Source organism: Winogradskya humida, assembly GCF_016862215.1.
Lineage (GTDB): Bacteria > Actinomycetota > Actinomycetes > Mycobacteriales > Micromonosporaceae > Actinoplanes > Actinoplanes humidus.
In genome coordinates this window covers 1-20,155 of the sequence record NZ_BOMN01000081.1, presented here as the reverse complement: position 1 = coordinate 20,155, position 20,155 = coordinate 1, and the positions used below count along the sequence as shown (strand labels likewise).

Below are 20,155 nucleotides of genomic sequence, written 5' to 3'. Positions count from 1 at the left end.
CACCCCAGGCAGCCACTTCCACATCCCGTCACACTTCCCGGGCCCACCTCGTCCATGCGGCAACCAACCACATTGGAGTGCCCCATGTACGCCGCATACGTCACCCTCACGATCATCACGGCCCTCTTCACAGCGATCGCCGCCATCACCTACCTGATCGGCCACGACTACCCCAAAGCCCAAGCCGACATGAAGCGAATCCCCCGCTCCTGGGTCCCGATCCTCGGCGCCCTCCTGGCCGCCGGCACCCTCGGCCTCCTGGCAGGCTTCGCTGTCCCACTCCTGGGCACCCTCGCCGCGATCGGCCTGGTCCTCTACTTCACCGGTGCCCTCATCGCCCACCTCCGAGTAGGCTCCCGCAACCTCACCGGCTGGGCGGTCTTCTTCACCACCGTCCTGGCCAATCTCATCATCAACCTGACCTACCACTGGTAGCCCCGCGACAATCGGATCGGCCAGGTGCCACCTTCCGACCCGGCGGTTGTCCCGCACGTCGTCCAGCCCGGTTGCACTCGCGCCCTCGGGGACGGCGAGGAAGACCCGCTCGTCCGGTCAGCGCGGTCCGTGTGGTCAGTCGGCATTACGAGGCGGTGGCAGGACGCCGACGGCAGTGACCTGTGGGTGGCCCCGGACGAGACTGCCGCGAATCGCTCCCAGCCGCGGCCAGCGACCGCCGCCGGTTCTGCCGCCATAGCGGACGAAGGCTCCGGGGCCGAAGCCCCTCCCGGGCCGGTCCTGCCTGCAAGGAATCCGCACCAACTCCTGCTTGCCAGGTTCAACGCGGCGAACCGGATCGACTGGACCGCCCAGAGCTCGTGCTAGGAGCAGGTAGTCGACTGATCGCCGCTACCGTGGGGCGCGGACAAACAACGGGCCGCATCTGATCGATGCGGCCAGTTGTTGCCCGGTGGTCGAGATCCCTACTTCGTGTCAGCCATGCGGTATGCGGTTACCCAGTCGATCTTTACGTGCCCTGATACTTGAAGAATCGATGAGGTCGTTGTGGAATTCGATTCGGTTTGCAGAACCCAGTGCATCGGGGTATCCGGGATCCTGCTGGGGTCGGTAGACCGGCCGACGATCTTGTCATCCAGCGTGAACTGCACGAGGTTCGGCGTCCACTCGATCTCGGCGGTGTGCCAGCCTTTGAACGCCGATTTCGTGTTGAACCAGTCCTGCTCCTTGGGGCTGTCACGGAAATGCATGAAAGCCCAGATGTCCGAGTCGAGATCACCTTCGGGGAAGTCGATCTCGCCCTCTTCCCAAACGTTGCTGTCCGGCCAGAGCAGCCAAGCGATCTTGTATCCCGGCATGGGGTCGGCCCGGAACCGTACGACGTAGCGGCCGTAGGGCTGGGGGCCGTTCTCCGGCTCCGGGATCTTGGGAACGGGAGCCGAGACCAGCCGCTGCCCCTGTTCGGACCGCAGGTGGAAGTCCATCACGCCGTTCGCGACGCTGACCACCTTGGACGGGAAGTTGATGCCGTTCCCGGTGGTGTCCTTCCATCCGTCGCCGTACGCTCCCCACTTGTCGGACACCAGGTCGGGGAAGTCGCCGAGCGACACCGTCGTCCTGAAGTCATCCGCGAACACCTGCGTCCAGCCGGGGACATCCCCGGTGGGCATCGGTTGCCCGGACGGGTCGAAGATCGAGAGAACATCGCCCAGGGGGTCCTTCGGCTGAACAGCGGCGGCAGCCGGCTGCACACCACCGATCAGGGCCGCCCCGCAGAAAAGCCCGACGGCCAAAGCCAGCCGTGCCCAATGATGAGAGCTCGAAGAATCCTCAGCTGGCGTCAATTCGTTGCCCATCTTTCACGTCCTACAGCTACCCGGCGTGTCCCTTATGGGCACGCTTCTATTTGTACGCTGGAGCAATGAGACCTGAATGCTGGTCGGCTTCATGAGCCGGAACCGTGAGGTAACCGCTTCGGTCACGATAAGCCGCACACCGCGCGCTCTATTCGAGGATCCTCGGAAACCTTACGCGAGTATGCGCGACGTGATATGCAACCACTCGGCGGTTCGCTCGGCGCAAGCGTGATAGGTGCGTGCGGCCGGGGCCGGCGACGTCTGCATGCGAAAGTCGTGCGCGGCTGCGTTCTTGTTTGGGGTGGCGGGCCGATCGATGATCGACGTCTGTCGAGACAGGCAGAGCCGATTCCAGCCAGGATGAGAACGAGGCCGATGAGCGTCCCCACCATGCCGGCCGCGCCGCCGGATCCCACCGGTGCCGCGACGCCGGTTGAGTTTGCCGGACGTTTACGTGCGCTGATGCATACGCGTAAACGATCTCTGGACAGCATCGCCAAGCGCAGCCGTGACGCCGGGACGCCCATCTCCCGCGCCACGGTCCACAACCTGATCACCGCCGGAGGCACCCCGCGGCAGTCGACGCTGCTCGGATTCCTGCGAGGCTGTGGCGTGCCGCCGCAGGAGCAGATCAGGTGGCTGATCACATTCCACAAGGTCTACCCGGACGGCCGCGTGAAGGCCCGCGTGTAGAACGGCCTGGGTAGCATCCGGTCAGGGCTGAGAACGGGGAGTGCCTTGACCGAGACGTTTGAGACCTGCGGCGACCGGGTGGCGGAATGACGCTTCCACGGCCGCCGCGGCGGTTTGTTGCTGAGGACGTGCTGGCCGGGCGGGTGAACCTGGACGGTTACCCGTTCCGGTACATCTACCTGGGCATCCCTTACCGGCTGGACTTTCGGCTCGGTGACGTGGGGGAGCTCGCCCGGGTGGATGTCGTCATGAGCGCGGTGGAGCTGCTCGAGACCCGCGGGTGGGAGTTTTTGCACTTCCTTGAGGGCGGCCAGCTCGCCTTCCTGCGTCGCGTGACCAATGAGCGGTGAGAGCCCCGCCGTGGGGCGGATCCGATTCTTCGGGGCTGGCCTGTCAATGCTGTTCGGCCTCATAGGGCTGGTGTCGTTCCTGCCCATGGCTCGCGGCGAGAGCTCATGGGCCGTCGCTCCGGGCGCCGTGCTGCTGATCGTCGGTGGGGTCTACGGCCTCTTTGCGCAGCTGAGAAGCGGCAACGTCAACGCGTCGCGCAGGGCCGGCTTTCGAGCCCTGCTGTGGACGGCCGCCGGGCTGCTCACATTCTTCGTCGCGATCATGCTGACCACTGACTGAGAAGGCAATTGACCGATGAGTACCGGATTGCTGACACCGGTCGGTTCGTGACCAATCTTGGGGACGAGCTGCGTTATATACGGCCTGGCGCTTCTGTGCCGGGGCTGGATGGCATCGAGGGCTCGGCGGCTTCGGGAACGGTCTATTGCGTGATGGACCTGGCCGGGGCACTGGTGCAAGTCGAGTGTGGCGGACGCCAACGTCACGTTCGTCTCCAATCTGACAGACCAGGTGGCGGACGTCGTGGCTACCCTCACCGCGGTAGGCGGCGATGTGGCCGAGGCTGCGGCGACCGATCCGGCGGCGGTGTTGCAGGCTTCGAACCACGCGACCGAGGGCGCCGGCGATGCCGTTGCGATGGTCCTGAAATATCTCGGCAGCCTGGCCGCCCGGCTGGCCTCGGTGGTGGCCCAGATCAACGAGCTCGCCACCGAGTACGGCGACCACACCGGTCTTCCGCAAGGGCAATGGCCGCAGGCAGTCAACGCATGAGACTGCGGCCCATCGCGTACGCGCTGAGCGTCACCGCCGTCCTGGCCGGGTGCTCGAGTCCGAGCATCTCCCCGATCGAGTCGACGATCCCGACTCCGTCCGGCGCGGTCCCCTCCCGCTCGCTGGCACCGGCTACGCACAAGTGGAGCGTTGCCGATACGAAATGCCCCGCGCTGGCCGGTGACGCCGCTCAACAACTCAAGGTCAGCGGCGAGGCCACGGTGACCCGTGACGACGCGGTCGGCGACGTCAGCAGGGTTGTCGAGTGCCGGTGGGGACCGGACGACGACAGCGTCACAGCGGTGACCGCGAAGGTGTCGGTGTTCGGTAACCAGGCCGGCGCCGATGCGGGATGGCAGACCGCCAGCACCGGCCTGGTCGAGCCGGAGCCGCTGGCGGAGGTCGGTGAGGAGGCGTTCGTCTCTACGCCGCTCGACCTGCGGGGCGTCCAGATCGACGTGCGCACCGGGAATGCATACGCGAGGGTTCGGGTCATTCCCGCCAAGGGCGCCACCGACGGCACGGACGACCTGCGCGTCGCTGCGCCGAAGATCGCCGCTGATGTCATCGACGAACTGGTGCCGGCGTGACATTTCCGCGGCCGTCTCGTCAGTTCTATGCCGAGGATGTTCTTGGTGGGCGTATCGATCTGGACAACTATCCGTTCCGGTATGCCTTTGTGATGATCGGGGATGTGTCCACCGTGCGTGCGGGACACGCGGGTCTTCTGCACCGGATGGACGTCGTGTTCAGCGCCGTGGAGTTCATGGAGGCGAGGGGCTGGGAGTGTCTGAATGTTGTGGACAACGGCCAGGTCGCGTACATGCGGAAAGTGGCTCGTTGAGCCGACCGGGACCAAGAAACGGCCGCTGCCAGGACGAATGGCAGCGGCCGTTTTTCGAGAGGTGAAGCAGGCTGGAGGGCGTCAGGGTTTGAGCTTGACCACCCAGTTGCTGATCTCCTGGACCGAGACGTCCTCGCCTGTGCCTCCGGTGAAGCCGATGAAGGCCTTCTTGTTGCCGAGGGCCTGGGCGAGGTCGATGGTCTCCTGCAGGACTTTGATCTCGGTCGTGCTGCCCGCCGCCCTGAGCCTGACCTTGAGGGTCTTCGTCTCGGCGAGGTAGGTGATCCGGACCCGCAGCGTCTGGCCGAACATCATGATCGGGGATGAGGCCGACATGGGCTGGGCGGCGTCCGAGAGGCCGCCGGCGACGATGGCGATGTGGTTGTTGTCCACGTCGAGCGGGTTCTTGAAGGTGTCGAGCTCGACGGCGACGCTGTGGGTCATGCCGCCGTAGCCGAGGCTGCCGCCGTGGCCACCGTAGGCTTTCGGGCCGTCGTTTTGCAGCACCAGAGCCACCCCGTCGGCGTGACCGACCTCGCCCGTCATGGTGACGGTGAAGGCGGTTTCGAAGGAGCGTTTCGGGTTGAGCTTGGATTTGTACCAGGCCGCGCCCGCTTGGCGTTTGGTGTCGCTGGTGAGTCTGATGGTTTTGCCTTCGACGGTGGCGCTGCCGAGCAGATGCAGGTTCGCTGCCTTGGTGATGCTGCCGGAGGGAGCTGCCTGGGCGGCCGCCGCCGGCATCGCGGTGGCGGCCAGGACGGCTGTGGCCGCGGCGGCTGCGCATCTCGCCAAGGTGTTTCGCATTGCTTGGGTCCCTCTCGTACGGTTTTCGGTGGTTGGAACCACCTTGACCTGCGGGGAAGGGTCACGAGATGCGAACGGGGCATTTGGTCAGGAGCTTCGTGATGCTCTGCGTCGATCATCCGATTTTTCTCAGGCTGCGTCGGCCGATCGTCCCAGCAGGGCCGGTGCCCGGCCGTCCGCTGAGCGCCACCAGGAGACCGTGCGGCGCAGGGATTCGGTCAGGCCGGTGCGGCGCAGGTCGGGGAAGAGGCTGCGCAGCATGGTGTCGTCGGCGGAGGAGTTGCGGATGTCGCCCGCTCGGACCGGGGCGAATTCTCGGGGCAACGGGTGTTCGACGATGCCTTCCAGGAGATCGGCGACCTGCAGGAGGCTGGTGCGGCGGCCGAAGGCGACGTTGACCGGGCGGGGGTGGGTGACACGGCGGGCGACCGCGTCGGCGAGCAGGCTGGCCACCGTGAAGACCGGGATGAAGTCGCGGGTCTGTTCGCCGTCGCCGTAGATCTTCAGGGGCTCGCCGGCCACCGCCGCCGCGACGAAGGCGGGGATGACCGCGGCGTAGGCGTCGCCCGGGTGCTGGCGGGGGCCGAAGACGTTGAAGAAGCGCAGGGCCAGGGTCGGCAGGCCGAATGCTTCCTGCCAGGTCGTGGCGTACGCCTCCGTGGCCAGTTTGCTCGTGGCGTACGGCGACAACGGCTGCGGCGGGGTGGACTCGGCGTTGACCGACTCCGACTGGTTGCCGTAGACCGCTGCCGAACTGGCGACGACCACGTGCGCGCCCACGGCGCGGGCTGCTTCGAGGACGTTGAGGGTGCCGTTGACGTTCACCTCGTGCGTACGCATCGGTTCTTCGATGGATTGTGGCACTGACGCGACGGCCGCGAGGTGGACGATCGCGTCGACCCCCGCGACCGCCTTCTCGACCGCGGGGACGTCGGTGACGCTGGCTATGTGGATGGTCACCGGCAGGTCGATGATGTTTTCCAGCCGTCCGGTCGACAGGTCGTCAAGGACGGACACCTTGACGCCACGCGATACCAGTTCCGCGCAGAGGTGAGAGCCGATGAAGCCGGCGCCACCTGTGACAAGGACGTTCATGCGTGCTCCTCAGTCGCGGTAGTACTGCTGCGTCGATCGGGTCAGAGGCCGGCTCATGAGCAGGCGCGGGTGTACCTTCGCGACCCCTCGGGTCTGGCCCGGCTCGGCCGGGTCGACGGGGTCGGAGGGGATGACGACCACCGGCATCGGCACCTTCTGCTTGGCCGCGGCCGCCGGGTTCTGCTGGGCCCGCGGCTGCTGGAGGCGCCGGTAGAGGTGGTGGTAGAGGGCCATGGCCTCGTGCAGCTGGAAGAAGTCCTCGACCCGGCCGCGGGCGTTGCGGGCGAGGCTCTCGTACTGCTCGAAGTCGGTGATGACGGTTTCCAGCGCGTCGGCCATGCCGCCGACGATGTCGACCGGGTCGACCAGGACACCGCACGCCTCCCAGCTGCGGCCGGTGGAGTGCACGAGTTTGTCGCCGATCAGCTGGCGCATGCCGCCGACCTCGGTGCCGACTGTCGGGACGGCGGCGGTCATGGCCTCGAGCACGACCATCGGCTGGCCCTCGTTGTAGCTGGGGAGCACGAGCAGGTCGAAGTCGCCGATGACCGCGGGGACGTTGACCGTGCCGCGGAAGACGAAGTGGTCCTCCAGCCCGTACTCCTCGATCTTGCTGAGGCACTTCTCGAGATAGCCGTCCTGGGCGTGGTCGGTCGGGCCCAGGATGTCGAGGGTCCAGTTCTTGATGCCCCGCTCGACCAGGATCCGGGCCGAGTCGATGAACTCGAACAGGCCCTTGATGGGTACGACCCGGGCGATGTATGCAAACCGCCACACCCGCAACCCCTCGGCGAGGATGCGTTCCAGAGCCTCGAGCCGCTGGCGGTACGCGTCCTCGAAGTTGCTGATCGTCATGCCGTTCGGGACGATCGAGAACACCGCGTCGTGCTTCGGGGCACCCAGCGCGCGGGCGTCGGCGACCGCGTCGGGGTAGAGGTACGTGATGTGCGAGGCGCTCGGGTAACAGAACCGGCCCATCTCGATCCACCAGCACATCCATGCCCGCTGGACCGGCGTGACGTCGAAGGTGCGCCAGTCGTCGCCGGTCAGCTTGAGCGCCATGTTGCGGGCCAGCAGCGTGTTCACCGTGTCCCGGACATACAGGTTGTGCTCGGTGAGCAGGAACCGGGCGTGGTGCCGGCGGGCTGCTGCGGCGCTGACCAGGGAGGCGTACCCGGTGGTGTGGGCGTGGTAGACGTCGGCCTTGGGGATCTCGTGGGCGAGCAGGGCGTACGTCAGGGAGAAGAACTCACGCATCAGCCAGAACGCGTCCGACAGCGGCATGTCGAGGGCGGGGAACCGCTTCGGCAGCTGCTGCTGGAATTCCTTGGCACCGAGCAGCGCCCAGATCGGGTAGCGGCGGGTGCTCGGGTTCATGCCCTCGTCGAACAGCTTCCACATCGGCGCCATGTCGCCCTTGGGGATGGCCGCGAGCGCGTCGAACAGCCGTTTGGTGAGTGTGGCCCGCTCGCGGCCGCTCATGTTCAGCACCTCCGGGCTGAGCTCCATGAAGCCGTCCCGGTGTTCCTGCATGCTCAGATAGATCGGGTGGACCCACGCGATGTTGTCCGGCATGCCGTACAGGTCCTTGCTCGGCGCGTTCGAGTCCCACGTGATGTGGATGATGCCGAACGTGAGGCTGGAGTTGCTCGTCACGATGTCGTGGACCACGGCCGAGACGCCACCCTTGAGGTACGGGTACGTCGACTCCATGACGATCGCGACATCCACCATGGCTAGGTCAGCGGGATGGGACATCCAACATCCTCGAATCTTTCGTCGAAGCGAAGGGCGGGGTTACCAGGTGAGCGCGCGACGCCAGAACAACGTGTGTTCCGGGGTACGCCAGGCGCGGCGGAACAGCACCAGGGCCACCACCAGGGCAAAGGTGTCGCCGGCCACCAGGACGAGGTAAGCCGTCGCGTCGGGCAGCGAGCTCGCGAACGCGATCGCGCAGACCAGCAGGTGGAACGCGCCGATGGCCCGGCTGGTGCGGCGCTCGCCGACGTACTCGAGCTTGTAGCAGGCGATCGAGATGACCGTGCACAGCCAGCACGCGGCCGTGATCCCGCCGATGAGCGCCGCGTATCTCGGCGTCGTCGACCACAGCAGGATCGCGGTCAGCCCGACCAGGATGGCGCCCACGAACGCCGAGTCCTGAATGGACCGGGCGGCGGTGCTGTACACCGCTTTCGAGTGCGAGCCCAGCCTGTTCATGGGCTCCGAGGACATCGCCGAGTGCAGGTTCTTCACGGACGCGTCGAACTCCGGCGTACGGCAGATGAAATAGAAGTTGTACGCGATGACCGCGGGCAGCGACGCGAGGAACAGCGTGACGACCGGGAAGTCACCGCCGGTGGCGTAGAAGTAGAAGACCTTGTCGCCCCACATGACGGCGCCGAGCAGCAGGCCCTGCAGGATGTCGCCGCTGACCGTGCGGTTGTTCAACCAGGTCGGCCGCACCTTCAGGTAACGCCACAGCGGGATGACCTGGGTGACCAGGCCGACGAGCGGCGGCAGCCACCACCAGGTCGGCGCGATCAGCACCGCCACGGCGTACGCGGACCAGCCGATCACCCAGTCCGACCGCGACCGGGTCACGTTGGCCAGCACCAGCGACTGGGCGAACAGCACGTCCAGCAGCAGCAGCCCGATGAACGTGAGGATCGCCTCCGGCGACCAGTGCAGCAGGAAGGCCAGCGGTACGGCGGAGATGATCACCGCCGGGATGGCCTGGACGATCGTGCCCGGGATCGCCGCGACGAAGCCCCGCCGCAGTGCCGGCAGGTTCCCGTCGTGCGAGAGGTCGCCGATGGCCCGGTAGAGCGGCATGCAGACGCCCTGCAGCAGCCAGGGCAGCACCAGCGCGACCGCGAGCAGGAACTCGGTCAGCGGGATGCCGCCGACATCGTGACCAGCCATTCGTCCCGCGGCGGTCGGGTACACCGCGGTCAGCGTGACGACCGGCCACAGGTGCAGCAGCAGGCTGGCACCGCGCCCGCCCGCGAGGCCCAGACCTGATCTGGAGAGCCGGCTGCGCCGCAGGACCAGCGCGGCCACCATGAAGACGGCTATACCGACCGCGGTGTACTGGACCGTGCTGTTGCGCACGATCGCGTCCAGCAGGGCCGGACGGGCACTGCTCCAGGGCAGTGCGGCGGCGGCGCCGACCAGTGAAAGCGCCAGCACGGCGCCGGCGACGTGACGTATCTGAATTCCCGAAGATCTCATAAAACCTCCCGTGGGGGAACGCGGCCACGCTCTATGGGAAACGATGGTCTTGGAAACCCCGGGCGAATCCCCCCGGGCGGGTGAAACGAACGGATGAAACTCCCGGCTCAATGGATGACCCGACGTTTCCCGCTGCACCGGCACCGGGTTGGTCACATGATGTCCGCCCGGCAAATGAATATTGGAGAGACGTTCGTGATGCAACGGCGCTTCGGCGCGTGGATTCGCTACGGAGATCCACTGCTGCCCGGTCAGGTCGAATTCGCCATCCAGCACTACGCAACAGCCATCCTGCAGCCCTGGGAACATGAGGCCGCGGCCGCGCTGAAGCGCGCCCGGCCGGACATGACGGTGCTCGTCTACAAGTGCCTGTCGTCCACGCGTAGTTACGAGCCCGGCCCGTACTTCACCTCGGGCTGGAGTTACCCCGAGGCGATCGCGGTCGGGGAGCACCTATTCGCGCACCGCGCCGACGGTTTTTCCCGAATTGAATGGAAGAACTATCCGCGGCATTGGCAGATGGCGGTGTGGGAGCCCGAATACCGCGAGCGTTGGATCATGAATGTGGTCGACGAACTGCGCGGCAGCGTGTGGGACGGCGTGATGGCCGACAATGACGTGTACGACGACTATTACGCGCTGGAATTCCCGCTGGCCGGTGGCAAGGAACTCGAGGACGTACGCGGCGCCCTCGACACCCTGGTCGTCGACGCGGGCCGGGCGCTGAACGGCATCGGCAAGATCCTGGTGCCGAACATCGCCGAGTCACGGCGTGAGCCCGGCCGCTGGCAGCGCCACGCCGCGCACGGTGGCGGCTACGAGGAGGTGTGGCTGGCGTGGGAGCCGGACCAGCACCTCGACACGGCGGATGTGCTCGCGCAGATGGACTGTCTGCAGGGCCCAGGCATCTGCATCGTGCGGATCGCCACGGACGGGACAGACGACCACCCCAACGTCCTTTACGGCCTCGCCGCGTTCTGGGTCTTCGGAGCCGGGCGCAACGGGACGAGTTTCACCGCCACCGGGCACGACCAGTACAGCGGGACGCCGACCATCGGCGCGCTGGACTGGGACCTGGGTGACCCGCTCACGGGCATCGAACAGCATGATCACATCCGGCACCGCGAATTCACCTTCGGCTGGGCCGCGACCCACATCGGGCCGGTCAACGGGCCCTCGGTGACGGTGGACGTCCCCGCCGGTTTCGTCGACGAGGCCGGGCATCCCGCCCCCGCTGTCATCACGCTCGCCCCGCGCCGCGGCGTGCTTCTTCGCCGCGCCTAGGCCGGGCCTGAATTTACAGGTTGGCGATTTAAAATATGCCTTCGACAGTGCCGGTTTCCGCTTACGTTGATTTTATGCGCTCACGCCGATTTTTGGGGACCGTCGCCGCCGTTGTGACCGCGCTGACCTGCGCGGTTGCCTTACCGGCCGCGCCGGCCCTGGCGGCGAGCGACGAGACGGTGAACAATTTTCTCGTCACCACCACCGACATCCCCAACCCCGGCCGGGGATTCTTCAAGTACACCGAGACCCACCTGACCGGCGACCCGGCGACATACGCATCGCTCGATGCGGACAAGCTCGCCGACCAGCGGGTCCGCACCGGCGCGACGCTGATCCTGCGGTATTTCTATCTCGACGGGTACCGCGCCAAGGAAACCATCTCGTCGCGTGACCTAGGGCTGATCCGCAGCGACCTGGTCGCCGCCCGGCAGGCCGGGGTGAAGATCATCGCTCGGTTCGCGTACAGCGAGTCGTCCAGCGCGGACGCCACGCCGGCTCTGGTGCAGAGCCACATCCGGCAGCTGGCGCCGATACTGAACGAGAACAAGGCCGTCATCGCCGCACTCCAGGCGGGTTTCATCGGCCGCTGGGGTGAGTGGTACTACTCGGACAACTTCCTGACCGACAAGTCAAAGCCTGCGACGCCCAGCGCCGCGGACTGGCAGGCCAGGGGTGCTGTCCTGAAGACGTTGCTCGATGCCACGAACGCCGCGATCCCGGTCCAGGTGCGGTACCCGTCCATCAAGCAGAAGCTGCTGCCCGACTCGAACACCCCGCAGGCGAAGCGGGTGGGAATCCACAACGACTGCTTCCTGGCCGGCACCGAGGACTACGGCACCTACAAGACCAGCGCTGACCGGGACTGGCTCGCGGCTCAGGGCAACACGGTGCTGATCGGTGGCGAGACCTGTGTGGTGAACGTTCCCCGCACCCAGTGGCCGAACGCCGCGGCGGAGCTGTCGCGGTACCACTACACCTACCTCAACGCCGACTACCACAAGGATGTCCTGAACTCGTGGGGTGCATCCGGGCTGGCGGAGGCCAACCGCCGCCTCGGCTACCGGCTCCGGCTGGTCCAGACCACCGCGCCGGCCAAGCTCCGCGCCGGAGCCACCGGCACGGTCAAGATCAAGCTGATCAACGACGGGTACGCCGCCCCGATCGGCAACCGCCCGGTCCAGCTCGTGCTCAAGGGCAACGGCGGGCGGATCAAGATCGCCGTCCCGGCGGACGTCACCACATGGACGCCGGGCCGGATGATCGACCTGGTAGCGACGTTCACCGCGCCGTCGGACGTCGCGGACTACGACCTCTACCTGAACCTGCCCGACCCGGCGAAGGTGCTGGGCGGGGAGCTTCCTCTGGTCAACGGCGACGCGATCAATTCCGCGTACGCCATCCGGGTCGCCAACGACGGCACCTGGAACGCCAAACACGGCTGGAACGATCTCAAGAGCTCGATCGGCGTCACGAAGTGAAGTCCTGGTCCTGCACCTTGGCCCGCGCGAGCCGGTCCGGACCCAGCTGGTAGGTAGGCAGGTTCAGCAGGTCCGGTGGCAGATGATGCCGGCCGCTGTCGGTCAGCTCGTCCCACGTGTTCGTCTCCGCCAGGCCGTCGAGCCATCGGCGGTGGACGTCCTCGAGGTCGACATCCGGCAGCGGCACCGGTGCTTCTTCCGACAAAGCTGGAAGTGCGGGCGACCGCCGGCCACGCCAGAGCACGGTCAGGATCGCCACGGCGGTCAGCCCGAAGACCGACCAGAGCGTGACCAGGATGGTGGTGAGGGTGAAGTCCACCCATCGACCGTATGCGGGACAACGCGCTGTGGCACTGGGCGGCTAACCGCTACGGGGTCAGTGGCTCGGTCAGGTTTTCACAACCGTTTCTCGCAAATTATGGCGCACACTTCCCGGCTACGCCGCCCGGTTCCGCGATAACAACCGGTCAGGTGGTTCCCTCCGGGTTTCCCCGGCCCCACCGCCCCCTCCTGCCTCAGTGTTGAGGCATGCGACAGCCTCTTGTTGAGCAGAGATCCCAGCTCAGAGCGCTGACGGTGGACCTGGAACTGATCCTGCCGGTCCGCAACGGCGAGGACGGGGTCCGCGAGCAGCTGGCCGCCGCGACGACGTGGCTACTGGCGCTGGGCGTGGCCGCCGGGGTGGCGGTCGTCGACCGGGGCTCCAGCGACCGGACCGTCGAAGCCGTTGACGAGTTCGCGGCCCAGACGCTGGTGCCTGTGCGGATCCTCGGGTGCTCGGCGTCGGGCTGGGGGGCCGCCGCGCTGCGCGGAGTGCGTACCAGCCGGGCCCGGTTCGTGGTCTTCACCGAGACGCCGGATCTTGCCGACCGGATCCGGGAGCTCGACCACGCGGTCCGGGTGCTCGACAGCGGGCAGCACATCGTGTGCCTCGGGCCCGCAGGCCGCCGGCTCACGGTGCTCCAGCGCGGCGTCGCGGAACTGCTCTTCAGCGACGAGCTGCCCGACGACGCGGGCTTCGTGCCCCGGTTGCGCGACATCCCGCGGTACGCCGGGATCAGGATGGCCGCGCACGGCAGCAGCCGGGCCACCGCCGTGGACGCCACGCTGGTCAGGTCGCGGTAGCTTCGTGAAACGCCGATATCGGGGTACGCCCGGAGACCACGTCGTCTGGCTCAACTTCAAGGACGGGAGCCATCCGTACGGCGGCGGTGCCGAGGAGTACATGCACCAGGTCACCGCCCGGATGGTCGACGCCGGTCAGCGCGTCACCATCGTCACGTCCCGCCCGCGCGGGGCAGCCCGGCGCACCCACGTCCGGGGCGCGGCTGTGCGGCGGATGGGCAACGCGTACACCGTGTATCCGCTGGCGCTGATCTGGTTGCTGCGGAACCGCCGTGCTATCGACGCCATTGTGGACACCTGCAACGGCATCCCGTTCTTCTCGCCGCTGGCGGTCGGGCGGCGGATCCCCGTCGTCGTGCTCATCCATCACGTGCACCAGGCGATGTTCCATCAGCACTTCCGGTTTCCGGTGGCGCAGATCGGGCGGTGGATCGAGCGTGTCGGAAACCGGGTCGTCTATGGCGTACGCACGATTGCGGTCGTCTCGCCGTCCTCGCGTACCGAGGTGCGCAAGGTCCTGGGTCTGATCGGTCCTGTGCATGTCGCCGCCAACGGCCAGGAACCCCTGCTCGTGCCCGGCGCCACCCGCAGCGAGGTGCCCCGGATCGTCTGCGTAGGCCGGCTCGCGCCGCACAAACGCTGGGACCTGCTGCTGCGTGCCCTGCCCCGGATCGCCGAACTGATCCCCGACGTCGAGCTGCACCTGGTCGGCGACGGCCCGTGCCGCGCGGAGCTGACCGCGCTGATCACCGAGCTCGGCATCGACGACCGCGTCACCCTGCACGGACGCCTCGAGAACAGCCACCGCAACCGGCTGCTCGCCTCGGGCTGGCTGACCGTCTGCACATCGGAGGTCGAGGGCTGGGGGCTGGCGGTGACCGAGGCGATGAGCCTGGGCGTGCCCGCGGTGGTGCTGGCCTCTCCCGGCCTGCGCGACTGTGTGCGCAACCAACTCACCGGCTGGGTCGTCGCCCGGCCCCAGCACCTCGCCGGGCAGATCACGTCCGCGCTGATCGAGCTGGAGGACACGGCGGTCGCGGCGCTCTGGGCCCGCCGGTGCCGGGCCTGGGCCGGCCGTTTCACCTGGGACGCCACCACCGATCGGCTGATCGGGCTGCTCGCCGGGGAGGATGCCCGGCGCGCGAACCCGGACCAGCGCGAGATCTGCGACCTCTCCACGGTGGTCGACCTGCCCGTCCACCTCGCCGCCCGGATCGACTACACCCGGCTCAGCGACGTCGACCAGGTCGACTGGGATCTCCCGGACCCCGCCGACGCCGGATCCATGCGGGTACGCCTGCTGCTCGCCGGATACGACGAGTGCGACGCCACCGCGCTGCTGCAACGCGCCGGCGTCGACACCGAACCGCCGACCACGTGGATCTGGGTGGCACGCCCGGCGGACCTGCTCGGCTGGAAACGCGTCGCCGGGCAGCGCGCCGCCGACCTTCGCACCTACTTCAAGCACCAGGCCGGGGTTCACACGGGGATGGGGAGAGTATGAGACTGGCCGTTCTCGGGGACAGCCACGCGGCAGGGCTCGGCGTTTATGGGCGGTCGTACGCCGTCCGCCTCGCCGAGCGCCTCGGTGCCGACCTGCTGCCGCTGGCCCGCACCACGCAGACCGTCGACGAGATCGGCGGGGACGAGCTGCTGCGGTTGCGGGCCTTCGCGCCGACCGCGGTGATCGTCGCGTTCGGGGCTTCCGAGGGGTTCGTGCATCCGAGCCGGGTGCTGCAACGGTTGCTCGACCGGTTCGCGCCGCGGAGCTGGCACGGGCTCGAGCCGCGGCCGTACTACTCGCGCAAACGGGCACGGCGGTGGCGTCAGCGGGTGGTGTCCGGGGCGAAGGTGCTGGTCAAGCGGGCTCTGATCGGTGTGGGCGGCGGGTTCCAGCGATTACCGTCGCCGGGGTTCGAGGACCATCTGCTGGCGTTGCTCGACTCGCTTGATCCGGGCGTACCGAAAATCATGATCGGGTTGTGGCGGGTTGATGATCGGGCTTTTCCGCGGTCCAACGACCGGCTGCGGGACAACGACGAGATCCTGCGGTCCATCGCGGCGGGGCGGGCCGATGTCATCCATGTGCCTACGTGGGATGCGGTGGGGGCCGGGGATTTTCTGGAGGATGGTGCTCATCTGAACGACCGGGGGCATGACCGGGTTGCCGGGTTGATCCTGCGTCAGCTCGAGCTGGTGGAGACGCCATGACGCTGGTGCTCGCGCGGCCTGCAGTTCGCGCCAAAAGGGACAAAACGCCCGCTGTTTTTGCCGTCGGGCTGGTGATCGCGGCCGCCGCCTATTTGATCAATCTGCGCGGCGGGCTCGACTTCGACCTCGACGAGGTCATGTACACGATCGCCGGGCAGAACGTCGCCACCGCCAACTCGGTCTCGTGGACCAGCGAACCCACCGCCGTGCACCCGCCGCTGCACTTCCTGCTGCTCGGCGGCTGGATGCTGCTCACCGGCACGGAACACGCCGGCATCACCGAGGCGCTCTACACCGCGCGGTACCTCGGGGCGCTGTTCAGCGTGCTGACCGTCGCTCTGGTCGGGCTCATGGCTCGGCGCTACACCCGGAACGCGTGGCTGGTCGGGGCGGCGATGCTGCTCGCTACGTTCGACGGGTTCCTGCTGCGGTTCGGGCGTACCGGGATGATCGAACCGACCGCGGCCTTCGCCGGGCTGCTGGTCGTCTATCTGGCGGTGCGGCTGCGGAACGCGGGCAGCCCCGCCTACATCGGCGTCGTCGGTGTCGCCTCCGGGATCGCGTTGCTGGTCAAGGAGCCGTTGCTGTTCACGGTCGGGGTGCCGCTGCTCGCCGCGGTCCTCGAACGGGACTGGGTGTTCTTCCGGCGCGCGACCGCCGCGGCCTTCGCCGGCGGACTGATCTGGGCCACGTTCCCGGTGTGGGCGACGCTGAACGGCGCCGCCGGCTGGTGGTGGTCCGAGCACGACACCAGCCTCAGCCGGCTCGCCGGATTTCTGCAGGTCAGCGGGCTCAACCGGACCGGCGTCTCGGCCACCGGCGTCTTCGGGGACACGATCCGGATGTACGCGGGCGGCTATCTCATCTTCGCGATCGGTGCGGTGGGCCTGATTGTCCTCGTGTGGCGTGGCGGACTGTTCCACAAGCGACGGTTGAACTCGAGGGATGCCTCGCTGGTCGCGTTCGGGGTGCTCAGTTACGGGTTCCTCGCATACTGCGTGCTGGTCGGTCAGGCGAACGAGCAGCTCACGGTCTACTCGGTGGCCGCCTCGGTCCTGCTCACCGTCCTGGCCTGGGGTTCCGCGCCACGCCTGACGATCGTGGTCGTCGCGTCGGCCGGCATTGTGTTGTGGGGTCTGAACGTCTTTTTCGTTCATGACGACGGCACCTCGCGGATGGGCGCCTACCTGACCCGGACCATGCCCTGCGCACCGGTCAACGTCACCGGGAACGCCCTGCGCTGGGCACCGGCGCTGCCCCGGAACCACGTCGAATCGTTCACCAGCGGCGGCGAGGCGTTGCGGTCCGGCATCCGGCTCTTCCTGCTCTCCCCGAAAGACAGCAGAATGAGGTACGGCGTGAGCTCCCCGGCCCTCGACGGTTTCGTCCGCACTTACGGGACCCTCGTCCAGGCGTACCCGAGCCGCCGCTACGAACGCATCGAGCTCTGGACGCTGCCCACCGCGATCCCGGCCTTCCGCGAATGCGGCAACACCCGCCCGGCCGCCTCCCCCCACGCGTCAGCACGCCTCTTCCTGACGATCGCCGGCGGCACGATGGGTGCCATCGCCCTTTCCATGTACGCGTGGCACGTGACGATCCGTCGCCGGGAGTGGGCCCGCCATTGGGCCAAACGATGACCACGCTGGCCGAAGCCCCACCCGTCCGCACCGGCGCGGGCTGGCTGATGCTCGCCACCACCGCCTCCGGCCTGGTCAATTACGTGTACGCCCTGCTCCTCACACACGGCCTGACCCCCGCCGAATACGCGGCCTTCGCCGGCGGCCAGGCCCTCCTTCTCGTCCGAGCGACCATCTCGGCAGCCGGCATCCCGTGGATCCTCGCCCGCGAGCTCGCCCAGCCCGCAACCGACCGCGCCCTGGTCACGACGTTCGCCTTCTGGGCCAACCTCGCCCTGGGTTCCGCCCTGACCGTCGTCATCACGGCCTTCGTCCTGACCTTCGGCAGTCCCCGGGAAGCCACGGTCATCGCTCTTGCGTCGCTGATCATGTCGGTGGGGTCGACGAGCATGGGCTTCCTCCAGGGCACCAACCGCATGGGGCTGATGGCGCTGCTCTTCGCCGTGGAGGCAGCGCTCAAGGCATCCGTCGGAGCGATCCTGGTGTTCGCCCTGCACCTCGGCTCGACGGGCGCCCTCGCCGGGTTCGTCGTCGGCAGCCTGGTCCTGCTCGCGCCGTGGCCGCTCTACCGGCACCTGGTCGGGCGGCCGACGATCGCGCACACCTCGCTGCTGCGCGGGGCGTTGCGCCAGACCCGCCTGCAGGGGGCCGTCGCGGTCACGGCGGCGGGGGACACCGTGCTCGCCGCGCTTTTCGGTGGCGCTTCGGCTTATCAGGCGGCATCGGCACTTGGGCGGGTGCCGTTGTTCGCTTCCAATGCTGTGGCTACGGCGGCGTTTCCGCGGATCGGGTCGGCTTTGTCGAAGGGGGCTGCGCTGCGGGCGTACCTGTTGGTGGGGATCTTCATGACAGGCGCGATGATCACCCTGCCGGCGGCATTACGGTCAGCGCTTTTCCCCGCGACGTTCGCCGCAGTCGGACGGTGGCTGCCTTATGCGGCGGTGCTCGGTCTGGCCATCGGGCTGCTCAATCTCTGCGTCAGTTTTCTGCAGGCCACGACCGGATCGTCCGGGCTGGTTGTCGCTTCCGCGGTGGTTTATCTGGGACTGGTCGCGCTGAGCGGGTGGGCCTTTTCCACGGCCGGGCTTGCGGTCGGATCGGCCTTGTTCGCGCTGCTCACGGTGGCTGCACTGGCTTTCCTTCCCTCGGTACGCCCAGGGTGGCGCGCCCTGTTCGGTTGCCGCCGGAACCTCCGCGACCTGAGCTTCGTCCTGACCCTGATCTGCGTCCTTGGCTTGGCGACCAACCCTGCCCTCTGGCTCACCGTTGTTGCTCTCGGCGGCCTGGCCGTCCTGGCCCTTGCCTTCCCCGAATTCGCGCCTCGCCGCGTGTTCGCTCCACGCTGATTTCGCGGGATCGGGCGACGCTTGACCATTGACTATGGTGATTCGGGTGGACCTTGCCTACCGCGTAGCGGGCGACCCGGAAAACCCACCCATGCTCCTCCTCCACGGCCTCGGCGAATCATCCCACGACTGGGACAACATCCTTCCCGACCTGGCAGCCGACCACTACGTGTGGGCGGTGGACCTGCGTGGGCACGGCTCCAGCCCGCACCCCGGCAACTACTCGTTCGAGCTGATGCGCGACGACGTCATCGCCTTCCTCGACGCCCACACCATCGGCCCGTGCGTGATGATCGGCCACTCGATGGGCGGCCTCACCGCGCTACTCCTCGCCGAACTCGACCCGACGCGCCTCACCCACCTCATCCTGGAAGACGTAGCCGCACCCCGCCTCAACGTCCTCCACCGCGACCCCCTGGACCCACCGGCCGAGCCCGCACCGTTCGACTTCGCCGCGGTCAACCCACTCTTCGCCCAGCTCAGCAACCCGGACCCAGCCTGGTGGGACCGCACCCGCTCACTGCCAACACCCACCCTGGTCATCGGCGGCGGCACCCCCAGCACCATCCCCCAAACCCTCCTGGCCGACATGGTCGCCCACATGCCCCAAGCCACCCTTATCACCATCGAAGCCGGCCACGACGTCCACGCCACCCACCCCACCGAGTTCCTCGCCGCCGTCACCACCTTCCTCAAGCCGTAGATCTCCGACGCGGCCCCGGGTCTGGGGGACGTCGGTAACGGTGAGCGTTCCAACGTCGTCCCGGCAGCGATGCCCGCCGGAACCACGCTCAGTGAGTGTTTTAGAGGGTTGTGACTCGGGCTTGTGCAGCGTCCGGCGTTGCTGATCGCGGCCCAGCGGATCATCTCCTCGGAGAACTCCGGGTCACGTTCATAGTCGCGCGCCAAGCGGCGGTGAGCGGTCAGCCAGGCCAAGGTTCGTCAACCCACCGCTTCGAGTGCACCTCGAACCCGCGCTGCCAGGCCGGTTTACGCACGATGTCGATGACGCCGGCCGAGGGCTGCGGGTCACGGCCCTCAGCGAGGCGGATCTGCTCCCGGAGCTCTTCCATGATCCGGTTGGTGACACCCCCGGCCTACCAACGACGAAACCAGCCGTAGACGGTCTGCCAGGGCGGGCGGGAGTCCACCGGCAGTTGCCGCCAGGAACACCCGGACGGGTCGATGTAAAAGATCGCATCCACGATCTCGCGGAACGGATGCACGGGATCCGCCCCGGCTCTTTGATCAGCGGGAGCATCGGCTCGATGATCTCCCACTGCTCATCGGTCAAATCCGAGGGATACGTCCGTTCACGAGCCACCAACTGACCTTCACCCGGACCCACCCGCACCCCACGGACACGCCGTCCGACACCTCGCCAAAACACTCACGAAGAAACCAGTGGCCCTCAAGAACCTCGATTTCGAATGCGCTGTGGCCTGAAGTCACTGTGCACTGAGGCTTT

The 20,155-nt window shown here is 67.4% G+C and carries 23 protein-coding genes; 15 read left to right on the top strand and 8 right to left on the bottom strand.

Annotated elements, in window-relative coordinates; translation table 11 throughout:
* Nucleotides 1-84 precede the first annotated feature (84 nt).
* Entirely contained in the window at nucleotides 85-435 is a 351-nt protein-coding gene (locus tag Ahu01nite_RS28355; protein ID WP_203839708.1) for a DoxX family protein, read from the top strand.
* Between the two features lie 485 nt (nucleotides 436-920).
* Here Ahu01nite_RS28355 and Ahu01nite_RS28350 read toward each other — a convergent pair whose 3' ends face one another.
* Nucleotides 921-1,811 carry a glycoside hydrolase family 16 protein gene (locus Ahu01nite_RS28350; protein WP_203839707.1) on the bottom strand — a complete coding sequence of 297 codons (891 nt, stop codon included), beginning with the start codon at nucleotides 1,809-1,811 and terminating at the stop codon, nucleotides 921-923.
* A gap of 375 nt (nucleotides 1,812-2,186) precedes the next feature.
* On the opposite strand from Ahu01nite_RS28350, the gene Ahu01nite_RS28345 reads away from it, so the two are divergent.
* The 6 genes from Ahu01nite_RS28345 (at nucleotide 2,187) to Ahu01nite_RS28320 (ending at nucleotide 4,470) form a co-directional block, all read left to right on the top strand.
* Entirely contained in the window at nucleotides 2,187-2,504 is a 318-nt protein-coding gene (locus Ahu01nite_RS28345) for a helix-turn-helix domain-containing protein (RefSeq protein ID WP_203839706.1), read from the top strand.
* Between the two features lie 86 nt (nucleotides 2,505-2,590).
* Nucleotides 2,591-2,854: a hypothetical protein gene (locus tag Ahu01nite_RS28340; RefSeq protein WP_203839705.1), complete on the top strand. Its 264-nt coding sequence runs from the start codon at nucleotides 2,591-2,593 to the stop codon at nucleotides 2,852-2,854.
* A 46-nt stretch (nucleotides 2,855-2,900) separates the two neighbouring features.
* Complete coding sequence (locus tag Ahu01nite_RS28335; RefSeq protein ID WP_203839704.1) at nucleotides 2,901-3,134, top strand: hypothetical protein; 234 nt, start codon at nucleotides 2,901-2,903, stop codon at nucleotides 3,132-3,134.
* 186 nt (nucleotides 3,135-3,320) lie between these two features.
* Entirely contained in the window at nucleotides 3,321-3,626 is a 306-nt protein-coding gene (locus Ahu01nite_RS28330; RefSeq protein ID WP_203839703.1) for a hypothetical protein, read from the top strand.
* Nucleotides 3,623-4,216 carry a hypothetical protein gene (locus tag Ahu01nite_RS28325; RefSeq protein ID WP_203839702.1) on the top strand — a complete coding sequence of 198 codons (594 nt, stop codon included), beginning with the start codon at nucleotides 3,623-3,625 and terminating at the stop codon, nucleotides 4,214-4,216. The genes Ahu01nite_RS28330 and Ahu01nite_RS28325 overlap by 4 nt, the downstream gene beginning before the upstream one ends.
* Nucleotides 4,213-4,470, top strand: a complete 258-nt coding sequence (locus Ahu01nite_RS28320) for a hypothetical protein (protein ID WP_203839701.1) — start codon at nucleotides 4,213-4,215, stop codon at nucleotides 4,468-4,470. Before Ahu01nite_RS28325 ends, Ahu01nite_RS28320 begins: the two co-directional genes overlap by 4 nt.
* 81 nt (nucleotides 4,471-4,551) lie before the next feature.
* Here the strand turns inward: Ahu01nite_RS28320 and Ahu01nite_RS28315 are convergent, their stop codons facing one another.
* The 4 genes from Ahu01nite_RS28315 to Ahu01nite_RS28300 form a co-directional block, all read right to left on the bottom strand.
* Nucleotides 4,552-5,274 (bottom strand): L-type lectin-domain containing protein, encoded by a 723-nt coding sequence (locus tag Ahu01nite_RS28315; RefSeq protein WP_203839700.1) that lies wholly within the window; start codon nucleotides 5,272-5,274, stop codon nucleotides 4,552-4,554.
* Nucleotides 5,275-5,403: 129 nt separating this feature from the next.
* A complete protein-coding gene (locus Ahu01nite_RS28310) occupies nucleotides 5,404-6,369 on the bottom strand; it encodes an NAD-dependent epimerase/dehydratase family protein (RefSeq protein ID WP_203839699.1) in 966 nt (321 codons plus the stop codon).
* 9 nt (nucleotides 6,370-6,378) lie between these two features.
* On the bottom strand, nucleotides 6,379-8,127 hold the full coding sequence (gene pelF, locus Ahu01nite_RS28305) for a GT4 family glycosyltransferase PelF (RefSeq protein ID WP_203839698.1): 1,749 nt from the start codon (nucleotides 8,125-8,127) through the stop codon (nucleotides 6,379-6,381).
* 39 nt (nucleotides 8,128-8,166) lie between these two features.
* The gene (locus tag Ahu01nite_RS28300) at nucleotides 8,167-9,600 is read right to left on the bottom strand and encodes a hypothetical protein (RefSeq protein ID WP_203839697.1); all 1,434 of its coding nucleotides are present in this window, start codon (nucleotides 9,598-9,600) and stop codon (nucleotides 8,167-8,169) included.
* Nucleotides 9,601-9,774: 174 nt separating this feature from the next.
* Between Ahu01nite_RS28300 and Ahu01nite_RS28295 the strand changes: the two genes are divergently transcribed.
* Both Ahu01nite_RS28295 and Ahu01nite_RS28290 read left to right on the top strand, forming a co-directional pair.
* Complete coding sequence (locus Ahu01nite_RS28295) at nucleotides 9,775-10,884, top strand: putative glycoside hydrolase (protein WP_203839696.1); 1,110 nt, start codon at nucleotides 9,775-9,777, stop codon at nucleotides 10,882-10,884.
* 74 nt (nucleotides 10,885-10,958) lie between these two features.
* Nucleotides 10,959-12,365, top strand: coding sequence for a DUF4832 domain-containing protein (locus Ahu01nite_RS28290; protein WP_203839695.1), 1,407 nt, complete (start codon nucleotides 10,959-10,961; stop codon nucleotides 12,363-12,365).
* On the opposite strand, the gene Ahu01nite_RS28285 is transcribed toward Ahu01nite_RS28290, so the two are convergent.
* Nucleotides 12,355-12,684 carry a hypothetical protein gene (locus tag Ahu01nite_RS28285; RefSeq protein ID WP_203839694.1) on the bottom strand — a complete coding sequence of 110 codons (330 nt, stop codon included), beginning with the start codon at nucleotides 12,682-12,684 and terminating at the stop codon, nucleotides 12,355-12,357. The genes Ahu01nite_RS28290 and Ahu01nite_RS28285 overlap by 11 nt on opposite strands.
* A 209-nt stretch (nucleotides 12,685-12,893) precedes the next feature.
* Between Ahu01nite_RS28285 and Ahu01nite_RS28280 the strand changes: the two genes are divergently transcribed.
* The 6 genes from Ahu01nite_RS28280 to Ahu01nite_RS28255 are packed head-to-tail and all read left to right on the top strand — an operon-like array spanning nucleotide 12,894 to nucleotide 19,390.
* Nucleotides 12,894-13,490 (top strand): glycosyltransferase family A protein, encoded by a 597-nt coding sequence (locus tag Ahu01nite_RS28280; protein ID WP_203839693.1) that lies wholly within the window; start codon nucleotides 12,894-12,896, stop codon nucleotides 13,488-13,490.
* Between the two features lie 4 nt (nucleotides 13,491-13,494).
* Nucleotides 13,495-14,994: a glycosyltransferase family 4 protein gene (locus tag Ahu01nite_RS28275; RefSeq protein ID WP_203839692.1), complete on the top strand. Its 1,500-nt coding sequence runs from the start codon at nucleotides 13,495-13,497 to the stop codon at nucleotides 14,992-14,994.
* Complete coding sequence (locus Ahu01nite_RS28270; protein ID WP_203839691.1) at nucleotides 14,991-15,701, top strand: SGNH/GDSL hydrolase family protein; 711 nt, start codon at nucleotides 14,991-14,993, stop codon at nucleotides 15,699-15,701. Before Ahu01nite_RS28275 ends, Ahu01nite_RS28270 begins: the two co-directional genes overlap by 4 nt.
* Complete coding sequence (locus Ahu01nite_RS28265) at nucleotides 15,698-17,341, top strand: ArnT family glycosyltransferase (protein WP_203839690.1); 1,644 nt, start codon at nucleotides 15,698-15,700, stop codon at nucleotides 17,339-17,341. The genes Ahu01nite_RS28270 and Ahu01nite_RS28265 overlap by 4 nt, the downstream gene beginning before the upstream one ends.
* Nucleotides 17,338-18,687: an oligosaccharide flippase family protein gene (locus tag Ahu01nite_RS28260; RefSeq protein ID WP_203839689.1), complete on the top strand. Its 1,350-nt coding sequence runs from the start codon at nucleotides 17,338-17,340 to the stop codon at nucleotides 18,685-18,687. The genes Ahu01nite_RS28265 and Ahu01nite_RS28260 overlap by 4 nt, the downstream gene beginning before the upstream one ends.
* A gap of 46 nt (nucleotides 18,688-18,733) precedes the next feature.
* A complete protein-coding gene (locus Ahu01nite_RS28255; protein WP_239159206.1) occupies nucleotides 18,734-19,390 on the top strand; it encodes an alpha/beta fold hydrolase in 657 nt (218 codons plus the stop codon).
* A 220-nt stretch (nucleotides 19,391-19,610) separates the two neighbouring features.
* On the opposite strand, the gene Ahu01nite_RS28250 is transcribed toward Ahu01nite_RS28255, so the two are convergent.
* Nucleotides 19,611-19,760 (bottom strand): hypothetical protein, encoded by a 150-nt coding sequence (locus tag Ahu01nite_RS28250; protein ID WP_203839688.1) that lies wholly within the window; start codon nucleotides 19,758-19,760, stop codon nucleotides 19,611-19,613.
* 24 nt (nucleotides 19,761-19,784) lie between these two features.
* A complete protein-coding gene (locus Ahu01nite_RS51875; RefSeq protein ID WP_369076640.1) occupies nucleotides 19,785-19,967 on the bottom strand; it encodes a transposase in 183 nt (60 codons plus the stop codon).
* Between the last annotated feature and the right edge of the window lie 188 nt (nucleotides 19,968-20,155).

Coding starts and splice junctions, on each gene's coding strand:
- Ahu01nite_RS28355 (WP_203839708.1), top strand. CDS start 85: ATGTACGCCGCATACGTCACCCTCACGATCATCACGGCCCTCTTCACA.
- Ahu01nite_RS28350 (WP_203839707.1), bottom strand. CDS start 1,811: ATGGGCAACGAATTGACGCCAGCTGAGGATTCTTCGAGCTCTCATCAT.
- Ahu01nite_RS28345 (WP_203839706.1), top strand. CDS start 2,187: ATGAGCGTCCCCACCATGCCGGCCGCGCCGCCGGATCCCACCGGTGCC.
- Ahu01nite_RS28340 (WP_203839705.1), top strand. CDS start 2,591: ATGACGCTTCCACGGCCGCCGCGGCGGTTTGTTGCTGAGGACGTGCTG.
- Ahu01nite_RS28335 (WP_203839704.1), top strand. CDS start 2,901: ATGCTGTTCGGCCTCATAGGGCTGGTGTCGTTCCTGCCCATGGCTCGC.
- Ahu01nite_RS28325 (WP_203839702.1), top strand. CDS start 3,623: ATGAGACTGCGGCCCATCGCGTACGCGCTGAGCGTCACCGCCGTCCTG.
- Ahu01nite_RS28315 (WP_203839700.1), bottom strand. CDS start 5,274: ATGCGAAACACCTTGGCGAGATGCGCAGCCGCCGCGGCCACAGCCGTC.
- Ahu01nite_RS28310 (WP_203839699.1), bottom strand. CDS start 6,369: ATGAACGTCCTTGTCACAGGTGGCGCCGGCTTCATCGGCTCTCACCTC.
- pelF (WP_203839698.1), bottom strand. CDS start 8,127: ATGTCCCATCCCGCTGACCTAGCCATGGTGGATGTCGCGATCGTCATG.
- Ahu01nite_RS28300 (WP_203839697.1), bottom strand. CDS start 9,600: ATGAGATCTTCGGGAATTCAGATACGTCACGTCGCCGGCGCCGTGCTG.
- Ahu01nite_RS28295 (WP_203839696.1), top strand. CDS start 9,775: ATGAATATTGGAGAGACGTTCGTGATGCAACGGCGCTTCGGCGCGTGG.
- Ahu01nite_RS28290 (WP_203839695.1), top strand. CDS start 10,959: ATGCGCTCACGCCGATTTTTGGGGACCGTCGCCGCCGTTGTGACCGCG.
- Ahu01nite_RS28280 (WP_203839693.1), top strand. CDS start 12,894: ATGCGACAGCCTCTTGTTGAGCAGAGATCCCAGCTCAGAGCGCTGACG.
- Ahu01nite_RS28270 (WP_203839691.1), top strand. CDS start 14,991: ATGAGACTGGCCGTTCTCGGGGACAGCCACGCGGCAGGGCTCGGCGTT.
- Ahu01nite_RS28265 (WP_203839690.1), top strand. CDS start 15,698: ATGACGCTGGTGCTCGCGCGGCCTGCAGTTCGCGCCAAAAGGGACAAA.
- Ahu01nite_RS28260 (WP_203839689.1), top strand. CDS start 17,338: ATGACCACGCTGGCCGAAGCCCCACCCGTCCGCACCGGCGCGGGCTGG.
- Ahu01nite_RS28250 (WP_203839688.1), bottom strand. CDS start 19,760: ATGGAAGAGCTCCGGGAGCAGATCCGCCTCGCTGAGGGCCGTGACCCG.